At 37.8% G+C, this 18,707-nt stretch carries 15 protein-coding genes and 1 other annotated feature; of the genes, 7 read left to right on the forward strand and 8 right to left on the reverse strand.

What is annotated here, in order from left to right; all coding sequences use genetic code 11:
• The first annotated feature begins 83 nt into the window (after positions 1–83).
• On the forward strand, positions 84–785 hold the full coding sequence (locus SAY88_RS22885) for a 5'-methylthioadenosine/adenosylhomocysteine nucleosidase (protein WP_332634615.1): 702 nt from the start codon (positions 84–86) through the stop codon (positions 783–785).
• A gap of 89 nt (positions 786–874) precedes the next feature.
• On the opposite strand, the gene SAY88_RS22890 is transcribed toward SAY88_RS22885, so the two are convergent.
• Genes SAY88_RS22890 through SAY88_RS22900 form a run of 3 tightly spaced genes read right to left on the reverse strand, consistent with a single transcriptional unit; the run spans position 875 to position 3,326 of the window.
• Positions 875–2,038: an acetoin utilization protein AcuC gene (locus SAY88_RS22890; protein ID WP_332634630.1), complete on the reverse strand. Its 1,164-nt coding sequence runs from the start codon at positions 2,036–2,038 to the stop codon at positions 875–877.
• Positions 2,038–2,679, reverse strand: a complete 642-nt coding sequence (locus SAY88_RS22895; protein WP_332634616.1) for an acetoin utilization AcuB family protein — start codon at positions 2,677–2,679, stop codon at positions 2,038–2,040. Before SAY88_RS22895 ends, SAY88_RS22890 begins: the two co-directional genes overlap by 1 nt.
• Positions 2,680–2,693: 14 nt before the next feature.
• A complete protein-coding gene (locus SAY88_RS22900; protein WP_332634617.1) occupies positions 2,694–3,326 on the reverse strand; it encodes a GNAT family N-acetyltransferase in 633 nt (210 codons plus the stop codon).
• A 208-nt stretch (positions 3,327–3,534) separates the two neighbouring features.
• Here SAY88_RS22900 and acsA point away from each other — a divergent pair, with 208 nt between their 5' ends.
• Positions 3,535–5,250 carry an acetate--CoA ligase gene (gene acsA / locus SAY88_RS22905; RefSeq protein WP_332634618.1) on the forward strand — a complete coding sequence of 572 codons (1,716 nt, stop codon included), beginning with the start codon at positions 3,535–3,537 and terminating at the stop codon, positions 5,248–5,250.
• 101 nt (positions 5,251–5,351) lie between these two features.
• Here acsA and SAY88_RS22910 read toward each other — a convergent pair whose 3' ends face one another.
• Both SAY88_RS22910 and SAY88_RS22915 read right to left on the reverse strand, forming a co-directional pair.
• Positions 5,352–5,984 carry a hypothetical protein gene (locus tag SAY88_RS22910; protein WP_332634620.1) on the reverse strand — a complete coding sequence of 211 codons (633 nt, stop codon included), beginning with the start codon at positions 5,982–5,984 and terminating at the stop codon, positions 5,352–5,354.
• A 167-nt stretch (positions 5,985–6,151) separates the two neighbouring features.
• Entirely contained in the window at positions 6,152–9,004 is a 2,853-nt protein-coding gene (locus SAY88_RS22915) for a transglycosylase domain-containing protein (RefSeq protein ID WP_332634621.1), read from the reverse strand.
• 145 nt (positions 9,005–9,149) lie between these two features.
• Positions 9,150–9,383: a binding site (T-box leader), on the forward strand.
• A gap of 49 nt (positions 9,384–9,432) precedes the next feature.
• Here SAY88_RS22915 and tyrS point away from each other — a divergent pair.
• Positions 9,433–10,674, forward strand: a complete 1,242-nt coding sequence (gene tyrS / locus SAY88_RS22920; protein WP_332634622.1) for a tyrosine--tRNA ligase — start codon at positions 9,433–9,435, stop codon at positions 10,672–10,674.
• A 359-nt stretch (positions 10,675–11,033) separates the two neighbouring features.
• On the opposite strand, the gene rpsD is transcribed toward tyrS, so the two are convergent.
• A complete protein-coding gene (gene rpsD, locus SAY88_RS22925; protein ID WP_034629813.1) occupies positions 11,034–11,636 on the reverse strand; it encodes a 30S ribosomal protein S4 in 603 nt (200 codons plus the stop codon).
• A gap of 329 nt (positions 11,637–11,965) precedes the next feature.
• A complete protein-coding gene (locus tag SAY88_RS22930) occupies positions 11,966–12,451 on the reverse strand; it encodes a GAF domain-containing protein (protein WP_332634623.1) in 486 nt (161 codons plus the stop codon).
• A gap of 228 nt (positions 12,452–12,679) precedes the next feature.
• Here SAY88_RS22930 and refZ point away from each other — a divergent pair, with 228 nt between their 5' ends.
• On the forward strand, positions 12,680–13,333 hold the full coding sequence (gene refZ / locus SAY88_RS22935) for a forespore capture DNA-binding protein RefZ (protein WP_332634625.1): 654 nt from the start codon (positions 12,680–12,682) through the stop codon (positions 13,331–13,333).
• Here refZ and hisJ read toward each other — a convergent pair.
• Positions 13,310–14,152, reverse strand: coding sequence for a histidinol-phosphatase HisJ (gene hisJ / locus SAY88_RS22940; RefSeq protein ID WP_332634626.1), 843 nt, complete (start codon positions 14,150–14,152; stop codon positions 13,310–13,312). The genes refZ and hisJ overlap by 24 nt on opposite strands.
• Before the next feature lie 241 nt (positions 14,153–14,393).
• Between hisJ and ezrA the strand changes: the two genes are divergently transcribed.
• From ezrA to thiI, 3 genes are all read left to right on the forward strand, one after another.
• Positions 14,394–16,085, forward strand: a complete 1,692-nt coding sequence (gene ezrA, locus SAY88_RS22945) for a septation ring formation regulator EzrA (RefSeq protein WP_332634627.1) — start codon at positions 14,394–14,396, stop codon at positions 16,083–16,085.
• A 194-nt stretch (positions 16,086–16,279) separates the two neighbouring features.
• Positions 16,280–17,422, forward strand: a complete 1,143-nt coding sequence (locus SAY88_RS22950) for a cysteine desulfurase family protein (RefSeq protein ID WP_332634631.1) — start codon at positions 16,280–16,282, stop codon at positions 17,420–17,422.
• Positions 17,419–18,621, forward strand: coding sequence for a tRNA uracil 4-sulfurtransferase ThiI (gene thiI, locus SAY88_RS22955; RefSeq protein ID WP_332634628.1), 1,203 nt, complete (start codon positions 17,419–17,421; stop codon positions 18,619–18,621). Before SAY88_RS22950 ends, thiI begins: the two co-directional genes overlap by 4 nt.
• The last annotated feature ends 86 nt before the right edge of the window (positions 18,622–18,707 follow it).

Raw genomic sequence — 18,707 nt, forward strand, 5'->3', positions numbered from 1 at the left:
CATTTAAAGGGTTCTTGTTAATCCGGATCAACTGGAAATCTCTAAATGAGAGCTCTTAAAGATATAATACGAGGAGGGTAAAAATGAAAATTGGAATTATTGGTGCAATGAATGAAGAAATTGAAAGAATGAAATCAGAAATGAACGTCATAAGTACTCATACAATTGCTACTGTGACTTTTTATGAAGGTACGATGCATGAGCAAGACATCATTCTATGTAAAAGTGGAGTAGGTAAGGTAAATGCAGCTCTTACTACTCAAATTCTTATTGATAAGTTTGCTATTTCGCACCTTCTTTTTACGGGTGTTGCAGGTGCTGTCGACGAATCGTTAGATGTAGGAGATTTAGTTATTTCTACAAGTGCAATGCAGCATGACCTTGACGTAACTGCATTAGGTTTTAAAAAAGGTCAAATTCCGTATTTTGATGGGTCATCTGATTTCCAGGCTGATGAAGAACTTGGTAGAATAGCAGTTCGTGCAGCCGAGACATTAACGAAACGCCATATTGTTCAAGGAAGAATTGTTAGTGGAGATCAATTTATCGCAGATAACGAATATGTAACAAGTTTACGCGAGGAATTTACTGCAGCCTGTGTTGAAATGGAAGGAGCCTCAGTTGCTCAAGTTGCGGTGATGAATGACGTTCCTTTTGTCATTATTCGTTCGATGTCAGACAAAGCTAATGGAGAAGCTTCTATTAATTTTCAAGAATTCACAGAGTTAGCGAGTGAACAATCACATCTTCTTGTGTCAAATATTGTGAAGATGTTAAAAGGGTAATAAGAAGTTTCCAAATAGGGCAAAGAGGTCACTGAAAAGGCGGTTTTACCTTTTCAGTGACCTCTCGTTTTTTGGAAACAACAAAAAGATCATCGTTTCAACTCGTTCCTTATGTAAAACAAGGCTTTTTCTAATGTTTTATTATTTTTATCTGTGATTTCTGGTCTGCGAGGGATACTAGGTACGATGTTGCCATCCTCCCATAATGTAGGTAATGGATCTTCTGATTGATCAGACCATTTTTGAATCCACGATGGTGGAATTCCTTGATCAAGCTGATTTATTTGATTAGTCATGGTAAGCCATATTAAAGCCCAAGCCCGTGGTACAACTCTCCAGATATCATAACCACCGCCACCTACTGCAATCCACCGACCATCACAATATTCATGAGCTAACTCATGAGCTAACTTAGGTATGTATTTATAGGTTTTGATCGTTGAACAGAGATGTGTTAATGGATCATAGTGATGAGCATCTGCACCATTTTGAGTTAGGATTACATCAGGTTTAAAAAACTCGACAACTTCACGAAAAGCAGTTTCATAAACTTCTAAAAAAGACTCGTCCTCCGTGAAAGCATCAACCGGAACATTGATTGAGAACCCATAGCCTTTCCCAGATCCTTTTTCATGTACCTGGCCTGTCCCAGGAAAGAGATATCGACCAGTTTCATGAATGCTGAGTGTGCAAACATCAGGATCGTCATAGAACGACCATTGTACTCCATCTCCATGGTGGGCATCTGTATCAACATATAATACACGTGCTCCATATTTTCTTTTCATATATTCAATTGCGATAGAGCTATCATTATAAATACAAAAGCCTGATGCTTTCCCTTTAAAACCATGATGCAATCCTCCGCCAAGGTGTAGCGCATGATTCGCATTGCCGGACATAACTTCATCGACTGCTTGCAATGTACCACCAACTAGTAAGGACGCCGCTTCATGCATATGGGGGAAAATAGGAGTATCTTCGGTTCCAAGCCCATAATTTGAAGCAATAGCTTCATCCAACATTCCTTTACTAGCAGATTTAACCGCATGAATAAATTCCTCATCATGGATAAGCGCAATTTCGTTATCTGTAGCCATTCGCGGAGGAAGAATGAGGCTTGAATCTAATGCATGTAAACTAGTTAATAAATCATATGTGAGCTGAAGACGTAAGTGATTGAAGGGATGTTTTTCATTAAAACGGTATGCAAGTTGTTCATTAGAAAAAATAAATACCGCATCCTTCTTCATCATACGATCCTCGGCTCACTTGGCCAAATTACCTCATACCCTTTTTCCTCAATCACTTTAACTACTTTTCTCGGATCAATCGTTTGGACTCGAAAAACAAGTATTTTGTAAGCAGGATCTTGATGGGGATAAACCAAAACACTTGTTATATTCATATTTAACTCTTTAAAAATAGCAGCAATATCTGAAAGTTTTCCAGTTATATTTTCAACTTTTACCTCAATATGAGAACTAGGTTGATGAGCTCCCATTAATTCTACTAATGTATGAAGCATGTCGGTTTCTGTGACGATGCCTACTAACTCATCATCATCTAAAATAGGTAAGCATCCAATATGATGTTCATAAAAAAGGGTTGATACTTCTTCAACAAAATCAAGTGGATGGGCTGTAATAACATTTTGTTTCATGATTGATGAGATAGGCTTTAAGAAATCGTCTAGATGATCAGTGAAGTGAAATATAGAAGGACTTGCATCTCGAATATCATTGTCAGATACAATCCCAACCAGTTTATTACTTTCATTCACAATAGGGATGTGCCGAAATTCATGTAGCTCAAGAAGTTGCATTGCTTCTTTAATCGTTGATGTTTCAGTAAGAGTAATAACATTACGTTTCATAATATGTTCAATAATCATTGATATACACCACCTTAGTACATAAATCGATTTTGAAAGCGAAGTTGATCAAATTGCTGTATAGAGTTTGTATCCACACGTTTTCCAATTCGAGCCATTAAACAATTAGCTGGGTGGGAACAGATCTCAGGATCATCCGTTGCAAACCATTCTAAGCCGCCCGCATTCATTATTTTCTCCATCACTTTTCTATACTCCCAAACGTCTAAACCGCTACCTTTTAAATCCCAATGCCAATAGTATTCAGTCGTAATAATAATATAATCTTCCATTGCATCGTCTTGTACAGATAACCGTAGAAGGTTCTTGCCAATTTTGGCACCGCGATATTCCGGTGCAATTTCAATGGCGCCAAGTTCGATTAAATTATCCATTTTCCCTTCAGACCAACGTTCCATGGGATCAGGATACACAAAAGTGACGTAGCCAACGATCATATTGCCATCTCTTACAACATTAATACGTCCTTCTGGTAAATCAGCAATTTCTAATAATGCTTCTTTTTGTTGATTGGGGGGGCGAAAAGCAACAAGACCTGAATGGAAGTCATAAGATTGTAATGCCTTAGAAGAAAGAGGAGCTTCTAATAAGAGAGTACGATCTTCAAAAGGGACTTCCATTGAGTAATATGTCTTTTGATGAATCATGATTACGTAACCACCTTTACAGAGCCTATTCTGTTATATTATACATGATGTTGGTAGACTAGTGTTTAAACGTCATTGTTTTGTCAAGAAAACGCTTTATAATACTTTTTTCCTAAAAAATGGCTAATGTTAAAATTTGAAATTGATATAATATTCTGGATGTATTATACTATAAATTGAAAATACATAAAAGAGAGGAAGATGTATTATGGCTATGCAAGCGCTTCCATCTGTAAAGGGAAATCACAATTTAGAGAATTATGAACAGACTGTACAGTCTTTCGATTGGAAGACAACAGAATCACAATTTACTTGGAGTAAAACAGGGAATGTAAATCTAGCATTCGAAGCGATTGATCGCCATGTAGAGGAAGGCAAAGCTAGCAAAGTAGCACTCTACTATAGTGATGCGAATCGTGAAGAGCAATATACATTTGCTGATATGAAAAAATATTCGAATAAAGCAGGGAATGTTTTAAAAGGTGCTGGGGTTGAAAAAGGCGATCGTGTGTTTATCTTTATGCCTCGTTCACCTGAACTTTACTTTTCTGTACTTGGTGCAATAAAAGTAGGGGCGATTGTTGGGCCTTTGTTTGAAGCATTTATGGAAGGAGCGGTACGCGATCGTTTAGAAGATAGTGAAGCGAAGGTACTAATTACAACTCCAGCTCTACTAGAGAGAGTTCCAGTAGACGATTTACCACATCTTGAAACAGTATTTATTGTTGATGAATCACATGAAGAAAACGGGTGCTATTTAAATTTATTAACTCGCTTAAATGCCGCAAGTGAGGAACTTGATATTGAGTGGGTTGATCGTGAAGATGGTCTCATTTTACATTACACATCTGGATCAACAGGGAAGCCAAAAGGAGTCTTGCATGTGCATAATGCAATGCTTCAACATTATCAAACAGCAAAATGGGTATTAGATTTAAAGGATGATGACGTATATTGGTGTACAGCTGACCCGGGTTGGGTAACGGGAACATCTTATGGAATCTTTGGCCCATGGCTGGTTGGGGTGACAAATGTAATTCGTGGAGGAAGATTTAGTCCTCAGGATTGGTATGAAACGTTAGAAAAGTATAAAGTTTCTGTTTGGTATAGTGCGCCAACAGCATTTAGGATGCTAATGAGTGCTGGTGATGAGGTCGTAAAGAAATATGATCTTACAAATCTACGCCATATGTTAAGTGTCGGTGAACCTCTTAATCCAGAAGTTGTTCGTTGGGGCAAGAAAGTGTTTGATCTTCGCATTCATGATACGTGGTGGATGACAGAAACAGGGGCACAAGTTATTTGTAACTATCCATCCATGGAAGTACGCCCTGGCTCAATGGGTAAACCAATTCCAGGTGTGAAAGCAGCAATCATTGACGATAAAGGAAATGAGCTACCACCTAATCGCATGGGTAATCTTGCAATCGAAAAGGGTTGGCCGTCGATGATGCGTGCTGTATGGAAGAACGAAGAGAAATACAATAGTTATTTTGAAATTGAAGGTTGGTATGTTTCAGGAGACTCTGCATATATGGATGAAGATGGTTACTTCTGGTTCCAAGGCAGAATTGATGATGTAATTATGACTTCTGGTGAGAGAGTCGGTCCATTTGAAGTAGAGAGCAAGTTAGTTGAGCACCCTGCTGTTGCAGAAGCTGGTGTAATTGGGAAGCCAGATCCTGTAAGAGGGGAGATCATTAAAGCGTTTGTTGCATTAAGAGATGGATACGAAGTGACGGATGAGTTAAAAGAAGATATTCGTAACTTTGTAAAAAAAGGTCTTGCTGCACATGCTGCTCCTCGTGAAATAGAGTTTAGAGCAAAACTGCCTAAAACGCGTAGCGGTAAGATTATGAGACGTGTATTAAAAGCATGGGAATTAGACTTACCGACGGGCGACTTATCAACAATGGAAGATTAATCTAGAAAAGCCTACACTCATTTGAGAGGGCACTGAAAAGGTACAAATCAACCTTTTTCAGTGCCCTCCTCATTTGGTGGAGGCTTTTTCGAGTGATATCATTATTTATCAATAACTATGATCATATGTGGTGTTGTTTGAGCTGGTATACTTCGTGATGTAATAGTATAAAAAACAAATAATGTGTTACCTGATATGTCAGCTTCCTCTAGCGTTTCTCCACGGCTATTAATGATAACCGTATCACTACTAATATGTAGCTTAAGTTCATTGTCTTCGCTAACTAAATTTTGATCAAAGGTATCTAGCTTTACTTGCTGCAGATCAGACTCATCTCCAACAAAAATCATATCTGGTGTAATGGTAGGAGGATAAATCATTGGTGCTGGTTTGTTGGAATTGTAATAAACTTCAACAAATTGGCCTTCAATGAGTTCTGGATTACGTTTTCCTGTTTTTGCTGAAACAACGAGAGTTTCATTTACAAGAGGGAATAACATTTCTGTCTTTTCATCTTTAACGATGAGAGATATGGTTTCACTTTCTAGTTTAACTTCTGAAATGATTCCAGCAAACGAAAGAAACTTCTTTTTAGAAACGACTGCCTCATCACTCGAATCAGTAAACTCCTTATTTTCAGTTGCTCCTGTTGTATTCGCTACTACTACTAGATAGCCAGTGAATATTCCGCCTATCATGAATGAAAGGGCAGCTAGTAACTTTAACTTGCTCATATTATCACTCCTTCTTTAACTGATTATAGAACGATACAAAAGTTAAATAAGTTTCATTTTTCAATAGGAACAATATACGAAAAAACTGTACCCCAATTAACAATTGGAGTACAGTTCAAAACGCTAATTCTATGATTCAGGTAGTAAGTTACCCAGCCATTACTAGATTAATCCTCATCTACATCCTCATCTACATCCTCATCTACATCCTCATCTACATCCTCATCCTCATCCACATCTTCCTTCTCTTTTTTATCTTTTTTATCTTCCTTTTCTTTTTCTCCCTCTTCGTCTTCCTTCTCCTCTTTTACTTCTGGCTTAGGTTCTGGAGAATAATTCTTCCCTTCAACTATAGAAGAAGCAGAAGATTCACGGCCAGCAGCATCGACGGCAGTAACATAATAAGAATAGTTTTTCCCATTCACATTGAATGAGGTTGATTCATTCCCTCTAACATGATTATAGAAACGGTAATCTGTACTCTCATTTTCGGCTCTATAAATTCGATAACCGACAATATCGTTATCGGAGTGTTTAGACCATGAAAGAGTGTCGCTATTTAACGTAACTCCACTAACAGCACTTGGAGTATTTCCGTTGTCTGGTGCTTTTTTATCTGGAATTAAGTTCTTCATATTATCTGGTAGATAGTTAGAAATATCACCAATCCCATCAATAACATCTGATACCATCACGCCTTCTTGTGTAAATTCAGAAGGTGTGTTTGATAGAGCTAAAAAGTTCTTTCCGTTAATGGTTACATAGCGTGCACTTTCTAAACTATCATCTGTTTGATTTGGTACATATCTCGCATCAAATAAATCGGTTGTCACAAGACCGGCTTGCTGACAAATCGATGAAGGTAAAAGCCCAGTCAAGCTGCAAATTGAACGGGAGACAATCCCGTCAGGACGTGCAAAGCGTTCACTAGGAGCCATTAGCTCTGAATTTTTACTGTGGGCGGCATTCGCGATATTCGCCCAAATTTGCTGAGTTCTCGGTCCGGAACGTAATCCATTAACCGTCGTAGAGATTTGTTCTTGCCTATCATACCCAATCCATACACCTAATGTTACGTTAGGATTGGTTCCAACAAACCAAGAATCACGCGTGTTACTTGTCGTTCCTGTTTTCCCAGCCCAGTCTGCAGAAAAGTTTAGTCTGCCTGGCAAAGTGCTTGCTGTTCCGCCAGCCTTTAATACATCACGTAGCATATCTAACGTTAAGTATGAAGCTTGCGGGCTAAACACTTCGACTTCTGTCGGCTCATGTTCATAAATGACTTCCCCAGCTGCAGTTTCAATGCGTTCAATCATATACGATTCGACATACTTTCCACCATTTGCAAAAGTAGCATATGCATTCGTATTTTGTTCAACCGTAACATTGTAATCTGTTGAACCGAGTGGAGCAGAAGGGTAAGGTTCTCCACTATTAAGTTTAAAGCCTAATTTTTGTAGTGTCTCACGTGACTGCTCATGTGGAACCATTAAGAACGAACGAACGGCTGGGATGTTACGAGATCTAGCAAGAGACTGTCGAACTGAAAGAAGCCCTTGATGACTGTTATCAAAGTTTGATAATGGTTCACCGCCTGGATAGGTAGTCGGTGTATCGGGTACCACTATTCCCGGTTGAATAGCTCCAATGTCCAATGCTGGAGCATATGCAAGCAATGGCTTCATCGTTGATCCATTCTGTCTGTACGCTCCTGTAGCTCGGTTAAACTCTCTTCCATAAACTTCCTCGCGTCCACCTACAAATCCTTTAATGGCTCCTGTTCGATTTTCAATTAATACAGCACCGACTTCTTCTTGTTGACCATTTTTTTCAGGGCCAAATAAATGATCTGTTTTCACTGCATCCTGCATTGCATTATAAATATCTTCATCAATGGTTGTATGAATATGGTAACCATTATTTCTTAATTCACTTCTAGCCTGCTGTTTATAAGTCGCTTCGACTTCCAGAAGTTCTTCTGTAGTAAGCTCACCAAGGTCTTGATCACTATTATTTAACATTTGCTCAGCCAATACATCAGCTGCACGGCTTAGCACTTCGTTCGTTAAATACGGATACTTTTCAATTGGAGCAGGAGTTCTTTCAGTAAAGTCTCCGGTAATATCATAAGCAAGTGCATCTGCTAACTCATCTTCTGTAATAAAACCTGACTCATGCATTCTCGAAAGAACCGTTCTCATTCGATTCATACTTGGATCAAGGTTCTCTTTTACCTCACCACCAGGTAAAAAAGGAGTATAACCAAATGGACTTTGAGGCAATCCTGCAATATAGGCAGCTTGCGGGATTGACAGTTCACTGGCATCTACACCGAATATTCCAGTTGCTGCAGCTTGAACTCCAGCAATTTGACGGCCGGAAGAATTACGGCCAAATGGAACAATATTTAGGTAAGCTTCAAGAATTTCGTCTTTATCCAAAAAGTGCTCCAAACGCATGGCGAGTAAAATTTCAGTGGCTTTACGATCGAAAGATACTTCACTTGTTAAAATTTGATTTTTGATAAGTTGTTGTGTGAGCGTACTTCCACCAGTTTGTAAGGACGAGTTAGCAAATTCTTGGAATGTTGCACGCATAATTGCCTTAGGTACAATTCCTTCGTGTTCGTAGAAATACTCATCCTCAGTTGCAATAATGGCATTTTTAAGATGTGGAGATATGTCCTCTAATGCAACTTGGTAACGCTCAATGTCTGAAGGCAATTCACCTAAATACCGATCATCAGCAAAATACGCAACGCTCGTTTCTTCATAGTCATAAATTTGAGTTCGCATTTCATCCGCTGTTCGCAATGGTTCATCTTTTACTAATGCTGCGAAATATCCAGCTGCAGTACCGCCAACGAAAAAGAGCGTCATACATCCGACAAGTAAGAATATAAGGAATAAGTTCCAAAACACTTGGTATGTAATGCCGATCTTACGAAATACCTTTAATTCATGTAATTTTCTTGGAAACCTTTTTAGTTTCTCTATAAATGATGATTCGTTATGATTCATAGCAAACCTCCCATATTTCAGTAAATATTATATCATATGGTGTCGAATGACGATATGGTAGAAATAGGATTGACAATGTAGTTTTGTTATGGTAAAAAAGAAGCATTGCTATTGGCTTTTAAGACAATACATAAAAATAAATATGTTAAAAGCGAAGAATGATCGAAGTAGTCCTTATCTTCCCTGTACAAGAGAGCTAATGGTCGCTGTGAATTAGCACATAAGGTTAGGATGAATTACAGTCAGGAGCTTTCTTTGTTATAAGCAAAGAACGGTTATACCGTTAAATAAATGAAGTGGAAGGGAAAAATATGCATGTGAGAAAAATGTGCATTTTTCTCTTCAACAAGGGTGGTAACGCGAAGACCTCGTCCCTTATTTAGGGGAGAGGTCTTTTTTTTATATAAAAAATAGAATGGGGTATGAACATGGAAAAAGAATTTACATTAACAGAACAACAGCAAGCAGAAGTAGAGAGACAACTCGCTTATCTACAACGTGGAGTCGTTGAGATTGTTCCAGAAGCTGACTTTAGAAAGAAGATCGAAAAATCCGTAGCGACAGGGAAGCCTTTAAAAATTAAATTAGGAATGGACCCATCTGCACCAGATGTTCATATTGGTCATACGGTTCCACTTCATAAATTACGTCAGTTTCAAGAATTAGGACATGAGATTCAAATGTTAATCGGTGATTTTACCGGAAGAATTGGTGATCCAACAGGTAAGTCAGAGACGCGTAAGCAGTTAACAGATGAAGAAGTAAAGAAAAATGCAGAGACATATGTTGAACAATATGGGAAAATTTTAGATATGGATAAAGTCACGATTTACTACAATTCTGAATGGTTAAAACCATTACAGTTTGAAGATGTGGTAAAGCTTGCTGCGAATATGACCGTTGCTAGAATGTTAGAGCGAGATGATTTTGAAAAACGTTATAAATCAGGCCAGCCTATTTCTGTCCATGAATTTTTCTATCCGTTAATGCAAGGTTATGATTCGGTCGCATTAGATACGGATATTGAAGTTGGGGGAACGGATCAAAAATTTAATCTTTTAATGGGAAGAACATTGCAAGAAGCTTATGGAAAAGAAAAGCAAGTAGCTTTGACGCTGCCTTTAATTGAGGGGCTTGATGGAGAACGGAAGATGTCTAAATCATTAAACAACTATATTGGCATCGACGAAGCACCAAATGAAATTTTTGGTAAGTCCATGTCTATTCCCGATGAGTTAATGATTAAATATTATAAGCTAGCAACTGACTTACCGATGGAGGAGATTGAAAAGTTAGAAGCAGGTTTAGCAGATGGCAGTGTACATCCGAGAGATGCGAAAATGAATCTAGGAGCACTCTTCGTTGAAATGTATCACGGAAAAGAAGCTGCAGAAGAGGCTAGAACTTACTTCCAAACAGTCTTCCAAAAACGCTCTCTTCCAACAGACCTTCCTGAAACAAAATGGGAAGGCGAATCATCAGTTTGGATCGTTGATCTACTTGTAGAACTTAAGATGATGAGCTCAAAAGGTGAAGCGAGAAGAATGATTCAAAATGGCGGCGTGAAGATTAATGAAGAAAAAGTAGAAGACGTTCAACAACAAGTAGAAATAGAAGATGGTTTAATCCTTCAGGTTGGAAAACGCAAATTTATGAAACTGACTAAATAAAATGAGCTGGGTTGATAAAGTCTATGAAGGCCCGAACTACTGAAAAAGAGAGAGGAAAAATGCCTCATCGGTGTGATGAACGCCGAAACCACTTAGAAAAGAATGAGAAAGTCCTTTCATGAAACCGTACGTAGAACAATAACATCACTTAGAATATTACATGCTTCCTTAAAAATGGAGCAGCAACTAATAATCTGCAACTCACTGAAGGGTATAAAATAAGAGACGGAAAATCGCAACGATTTTCCGTCTCTATTTCGTATGACCAACCGCTTTTCCAAAATGACTAGGCCTATCTGTTCTTCTTGCAAGGAAAAAGAAAAAGCCAGTCCAATAAGACTGACTTTTTCCAATAAATCTTAACGTGAATAGAACTCGACGATAAGAGCTTCTGTGATTTCAGCAGGAAGTTCAGAACGTTCTGGAAGACGGCTGTAAGTTCCTTGTAAGCTATCAGCATCAAAAGTTACGTAAGCTGGAACGAAGTCGTTTCCTTCAAGAGCTTCCTTAATTACATCAAGGTTGCGTGACTTTTCACGAACGCCGATTGTTTGACCAGGCTTTACGCGGTAAGACGGGATATCTACGCGGCTTCCATCAACTAAGATGTGACCATGGTTAACTAATTGACGAGCAGCACGACGAGTACGCGCAAGACCCATACGGTAAACTAGGTTATCAAGACGAGACTCAAGAAGAATCATGAAGTTCTCACCGTGAATTCCAGTCATTTTACCAGCATCATCAAAGATGCGACGGAATTGACGCTCATTTACTCCGTACATGTGACGAAGCTTTTGCTTTTCTTGAAGTTGTAAACCATATTCAGAAAGCTTTTTGCGTTGGTTTGGACCGTGTTGCCCTGGAGCATACGGACGTTTTGCTAATTCTTTACCCGTACCGCTTAGTGAAATTCCTAAACGACGAGATAATTTCCAAGATGGACCTGTATAACGAGCCATAATTTGACTCCTCCTTGTTATTTTGATGTTGCAAAATAACAACCGGCTGGCAATCTCTAACAATGTTCATTTTGCTTTCATGCATCTTCGCTTCGACAGCTAGAAGTTACACGATGCACCTCGTCAATATGCAGCCGCATCGAGGAACAAAATGAAGGAACATTGTATGTTTACCGTGGCTGTCTTATTTCACACAAAATCTATTATATGAAGATTATATTTAAATGTCAACCTGACATTGTCTAAAAACAAGTTTCAGATCTGCAAGCATTCTAGAATGAACGTTTTGCATCTTAACATGGGGCTAATGAGACAACCTCATTTCTTATTTATAAAACGATATGTTTCTCAAGAACTGTTACAAATTCCTCTAAATAACGTTGCTCTTCTTTTGTAAACCTTGCTAGAAGAGGGCTGTCAATGTCTAAGATGGCAACAATTGAATTGTAATGATGTATTGGGATGACAATTTCTGAACGAGACGCTGCATCACATGCGATATGGCCCGGGAATTGATGAACATCCTCAACTAGCATCGTTTCATCTCTTTCTACAGCAGTTCCGCACACTCCTTTTCCTACTGGGATTCTTACACATGCAGGTAAACCTTGAAATGGCCCTAATACTAAGCCTTCTTTCTTCAATAGATAAAATCCTACCCAATTCACATCGTCTAGAAATTGAGCTAATAGTGCACTTGCATTTGCTAGATTGGCGATAAGATCTTCCTCACCGGTTAATAAAGCATCTAGCTGCTTTGAAAGTGTCTTATATTGTTCTTCCAACGTACCTTTATATGCTTCTTTTGCGAACATGCCCATCCAACCTTTCTTTTGAAAAAATCTATTGTGACATTTTACATGAAATTATACAAAAAGCATACTCAAAAGAAAATCAAGAGAGGAACGTGGAGTCGAAAATGATGGGGCAAAGCAAGAATTTTGTTGAAAAGTCAATGTTTTTTGTCGAGCGATTCATAGAGGAAAATTGCTTACTAGCACGAAAATTTTAAGAGGAAGGATATACAAGGAGGGCTACCAATTATGAAGGAAACAAAAAAAGATAGAATTATTGATGCTGCTGTTCGACTTTTTCATACTCAAGGTTTTGATGGTACCTCGGTTCGAGATATCGCTAGTAAGGCTAACGTCAATGTCGCTCTTGTCTCCTATCATTTTGGTGGAAAAAAAGGCCTCTATGAAGAGTTGATGACTCAGTTTCTTGAAGGACATTTGCAAATAATAAAAACCGAACTAGAGAAATCACTAAATTCTACAAAAGAACAGTTACTTTCACTAATAAAAGCACTTCTTCAATATCAATCTGAAAATCATTTTGTCGCTCGGATGGTTCATCGTGAAATGACTATGGACTCAGTTTTAGTGCGAGAACTTATGACAACATATTTAAGAAAAGAAAAACATGACTTAGAAGAGCTTATTCGCTCTGGTATGAGAAGGGGAGAATTTCGGAAGCAACCACTTGACTTTGCTGTCATTCATCTACGAACGATGATTATTATGCCTTTCCAATCTCCCCATTACTTAAGCGAGCTCTACCAGATTACAACAACCGAACCGTACTTTATTGAAAGATATATGAAGCATATTAGACATTGGATTGATCTTTGGCTATGCAAGAGTCAGCAAGAGTATACAACTACGACTACGTATTTACTGCCAAGGTCTATTTCTTAATAAGGATAAGGGTCTCGTAAAACTTGCTTTTGGATAAAGTTGGTTGACTCCTGACATTAATCCATTCGCTTGATGGGCGTCTGAACCATACACAAGTGGGATGGCAAGATCGATGGCCTTTTTAATAATTAGTTCATTAGGGTAGGGCTCTTTACATAATGGCTTGGTACAACCCGCGCCATTATAATCGAGCGCATACCCTTTTTTCTTGATCTGATGCAGAATTAAATTAGTTTCTTCAGAGAAGTCACTAGCTACTGGGAATTTCTGAATGAATTTCCTAGCTAGTGTGATATGACCAATACGCTTAGGTTTAAAAGGACCTAAGTCCATTTCAATTGACTTCGTAACCGTTTGATAATAGAGCTTATGCACAGATTCCGTTGATCCTAATTGTTTAATGGCATCTGAAAAAACATCAGGGCTGTAATCAATACAAAGGTACTTCTCATTAATTTTTAAAAAATGTACGGATAAAATACTGTCATCTAACAGCGGACCAATTTCATTTAGAAAGTCTGATGTTTCTTTTTCATAACCTTCAATATAATCAATTTCTAATCCAGCATAAATAGTAAGATGTTTATTATAATGCCGTTTTAGTGCTTGAATTTCTTTGAAATAGTCTTGCAAATCATCTGGATTCATCCCACTATCTTTCAAGGGAGTAGGGTCTTGAAAAGAAGGAGGGAGAGGAGCATGCTCTGTGAACGTAATTCCTTTTATTTTTTTTTGAATTGCTAACTCACAATACTTCTCAAACGAATCTTTCGTACCATGAGGACAATAAGGACTGTGAATGTGACCATCATGTATCATTCATTTCTCTCCTTACTAATGAGAATGAAAAGTCAATTTCTCTCGTTTTGTTTTTATTTTACAGATTTGAACTTATAAAATGGATACAAACTAGCTATTTCATGGTATCATAGAAACTATCAAAATCGTAAAAATCTTAGACAAATTTGTCAAAAATAGAGGATTTTTGTTTTATTTGCAGAAACAACAAGAAGCTATATTGAAATGTAACGACTAATGAGCAAAAGAAGGGAGTCCTCCTATGTTTTATTACTTAATATACATTACCATAGCCATTGTTGCTATTTTTATAATTGTTAGTTCCGTTATACGAAAGCGTGTATATAAGGAAGTAGACCGATTAGAGGAATGGAAAAATGGTATTTTAAATCGAGATATTCCTGATGAAATTGGCAAAGTGAAACATTTACATATGTCAGGTCAGACAGAAGAAAAGTTTGAAACATGGCGCAATGAATGGGACGAAATTGTTGGGGGGATCTTGCCAGATATCGAAGAAAAGTTATTTGATATAGAGGATCTTGCTGGAAAAAACCGTTTTAATAAAGCGAAACAGCTATTAGAGCTAACTGAAAAGCGTCTCGTTAGCATTGAAGAACAAATTAAGACTTTATTAGATGATGTCAAAAGCCTTGTTCAAAGTGAGGAGCAAAACAGAAGCGAAATTGATGAAGTGCGTACAGCTTATAAAGAACTATTTTCAACAATTACGAAGAAACGTGGATCTTTGGGTCCTGGTCTTACGTCCTTTGATGAAAAAATGGACCAAATTAACGAACAACTTGAAATGTTTGATCAGGAAACGGCTGATGGTAGTTACTTAAAAGCTAGAGAACACCTTGTTTCGGCTAATGAAATAGTTATTCAATTAGAAACATTAGTAGAGCAGTACCCTAAGCTTCTTGTACAGGTTGAAACAAGAATTCCGGCTGAAATGAAAGAGATAAGAGATGGGATGGAAGAAATGGAGTCAGCTGGCTATCAGCTAGAGCCATTTTCACTACATTCAAGACTAGAGCAAATGGAACAAGAACTTGATAAAGTTAAAGAGGATTTAGTTGTTTTAAAATGTGATGGAGCCGAGGAGAAGCTTTTTGAGCTCTCAAATAAAATTGAACAGCTTTATGATACGCTAGAGTTCGAGGTTGAATCGAAACAGTATGTTTTTGACCAACTAGAGCAATTGAAGTCTCAAATTGAAGAAAGCGAACGAAAAGTCGAGGCGTTGTCTTACGAGACAATGGATGTACAAAAAAGCTATTTTGTTTCAAAACAACAATTGAGTACTCAAAAACAAATTAAAGAAAATGTTCATGATTTGACGAACCAGTTATATGTTCTAACGGATTTAGCAGAACATCAAAAGCAGACTTATACATCGATTCGAGAAATGGTAGATGTATGGCAAAATGAAATGAACAAGCTTACTGAAGAAATTGAACAAGAGAAAGCAACGTTGTTTGCTTTAAGAGAAGATGAACGAACGGCGAAGGAGACCCTACAGTCTCTTCAAGACATCATGATGGAGACGTATCGTGTTCTAAAAAAGAGCAATATTCCAGGAATGCCACAACATACACTAGATCAATTAGAAAATGCTGATGAAACGTTAGTTCGGGCAGCTGATCAATTAGCTCAAGTACCGCTGGAGTTAGGCAGGGTAACAGTGTTAGTTGAAGAAGCAGAAACGATTGTTAAAAAGAATCAAGAGATGGTCATTGAGATAGTAGAGGTCGCTGATTTAGCAGAAAAAGTCATTCAATACGGCAATCGCTATCGAAGTCGATCAGAAGATGTTGCTGCAGGCTTGTTGGAGGCTGAATTGTTGTTTAGACAATATGAATATGAAGAAGCTTTAAACTGTGCTGTTTCTGTCATAGAGAAATATGAGCCAAATGTATTGGATGTTGTCAAAGGGTATATGCCCGTATAGTAAAAAAGCTAGCTCCGACAAAAGATGTCGGAGCTAGCTTTTTTTTTAGTTAAACTCTTGTTTTAAAAAATCGGTGCTTTTTCATACTATCATGTGAATAACTGGCAATATTGATAATGCATCTTGTTATTTAAAGATTTTATGCTAACATATATGGATGCGTAAATAAAAATGAGGTATAGGGGGAGTAAATGATGATTTACTTAGATAATAGTGCAACGACTAAACCGTTTCAGGAAGTGGTTGAAACGTATGCGAAAGTTGCATCGACCTATTTTGGAAATCCATCTTCTCTTCACTCTCTCGGTATGCAGGCAGAAGGGTTAATTGGTGAATCTAGAAACCGTATTGCCCGACTACTTGGTGTAGGAGCTAATGAAATCATCTTCACTTCTGGTGGAACAGAAGGAAATAATATAGCAATAAAAGGGGCGGCTCGAGCAAAACAAAACCGTGGCAAACACATAATTACTACTCGAGTCGAGCACCCTTCAGCTGATGAAGCTTTCGTTCAGCTTGAAAAGGAAGGGTTTGACGTAACTTATTTACCTGTTGATCAAGAAGGTAGCGTAAGCGTAGAGCGAGTAAAAAAAGAAATTCGTTCTGATACAATTATTGTTTCAATGATTCATGTAAACAATGAGACAGGAACGATCTTACCTATTAAAGAAATCGGTCAGCTTCTAAAAAGTTACCATCAAATTCTTTTTCATGTTGATCATGTTCAAGGGGTCACGAAAGTCCCTTTAGAATTGCGTAAATCTGGAATAGACTTATGTACGTTTTCTGCTCATAAATTTCATGGGTTAAAGGGGAATGGCTTTTTATTTGTTAGAGAAGGATTGAAAATCGATGCACTCTTTCATGGCGGAGCGCAAGAAAGCCGTCTTAGAGCGGGTACGGAAAATGTAGCAGGGATTGTCGCAATGGCAAAAGCATTACGATTATCGTTTGAACAAGATAATAAACGCAAAGAACTCGAACATTTACGTCATTATTTGATTACAAAGTTAAAGGAATTAGAAGGAGTTGTTATTAATAGTCCAGAACATAACGCAGCTCCTCATATCGTTAATTTCTCAATTCCGGGTGCGAAGCCAGAAGTAATTGTTCAATCATTAACTGCAAAAGACATCTATGTATCTACGAAATCTGCTTGTTCATCAAAGGCTTCAGAACCGAGCCGAGTATTGCTAGCGATGGGTCTAAGTGAGGAAAGAGCAAACTCAGGCATACGTGTTAGTTTCTCTTTTGAAACAACAGCTGCTGAGTTGGATCAATTAATAGCTGAATTAAAAGTTATTATTCCGGAATTATTGGAGGTTGTAAATTCATGACATATGATCATATATTAATTAGGTTTGGAGAATTAGCATTAAAAGGCAAAAATCGCTCCATCTTTGAAAAATCATTGCAGCAAAATATTAAAATGAGTTTAAAATCATTTTCTAACTTAGAAATTAAACGCACATATGGTCGGATTGTTATCAAATTAAATGGTGAAAACCACGAACTTGTCGTTGATAAATTAAAACACATTTTTGGTATCCATTCATTTAGTTTGGCATTGAAAGTCGAAAATGACATTGAATCGATGCAAAAAGGTGCTCTTCAAGTATTGAAGGATCATGAAGGTGTTCAAACCTTTAAAATTACTGCAAGAAGAGCTTATAAACCTTTTCCACTTGATACAATGCAGCTAAATCGGGAAATTGGCGGATATGTCTTAGCGAATACGAATGGAATTACAGTGGATGTTCATAATCCAGATGTAGACATCCGAGTAGAAGTGCGTGAAACAGCAACCTACGTAACATCAGGTTCTTATGCGGGAGCAGGGGGCCTACCTGTAGGAACGAGTGGAAAAGTATTGTTGTTATTATCGGGTGGAATTGATAGTCCAGTTGCGGGCTACTTAACGTTGAAACGTGGAGCAAAAATTGAGGCTGTGCATTTTCACAGTCCCCCATATACTAATGAGCGAGCAAAGCAAAAAGTTATCGATCTGGCGAAGGCATTGACGAAATATGGAAGCTCTGTCGTGTTGCATCTTGTACCTTTTACAGATGTGCAAAAGCATATTCATCAACACATCCCAAGTAATTTACAAATGACAATTATGAGAAGAGTCATGCTTCGTATTAGTGAGAAAATTGCCCAAGAACGAAAAATCCTTGCTCTTGGTACGGGAGAAAGTTTAGGACAAGTTGCTAGTCAGACGTTGCACAGCATGAATACAATTAATGAAGTAACGAACTTGCCAATTATCCGTCCGTTAGTTACAATGGACAAGCTTGAGGTCATTGAAATTGCTAAAAAAATTGAAACGTATGAAACATCGATTTTACCATTTGAGGATTGCTGCACAATCTTCTTACCACCAGATTCAAAAACAAGGCCAAAAAGAGAACAAGCTAATAAATACGAACAATACATCGAAGTAGAAAAATACGTCAATGATGCAGTAGAACGAACAGAAAAACTCATCCTAACAAGCTCAACACCAGTAAATAAAGATACAGATAACTTATTTTAGTTTAACCAAAAAGGTGATCTTCCTTTTTGGTTAAACTAAGCGCTGAGTGGAGCCGCCGTAATGTTTTAAGCCTTTTGAGCGGTCTT

The sequence above is a fragment of the Halalkalibacter flavus genome (assembly GCF_036663575.1).
In the GTDB taxonomy this organism is placed as follows: domain Bacteria; phylum Bacillota; class Bacilli; order Bacillales; family Bacillaceae_D; genus Halalkalibacter; species Halalkalibacter flavus.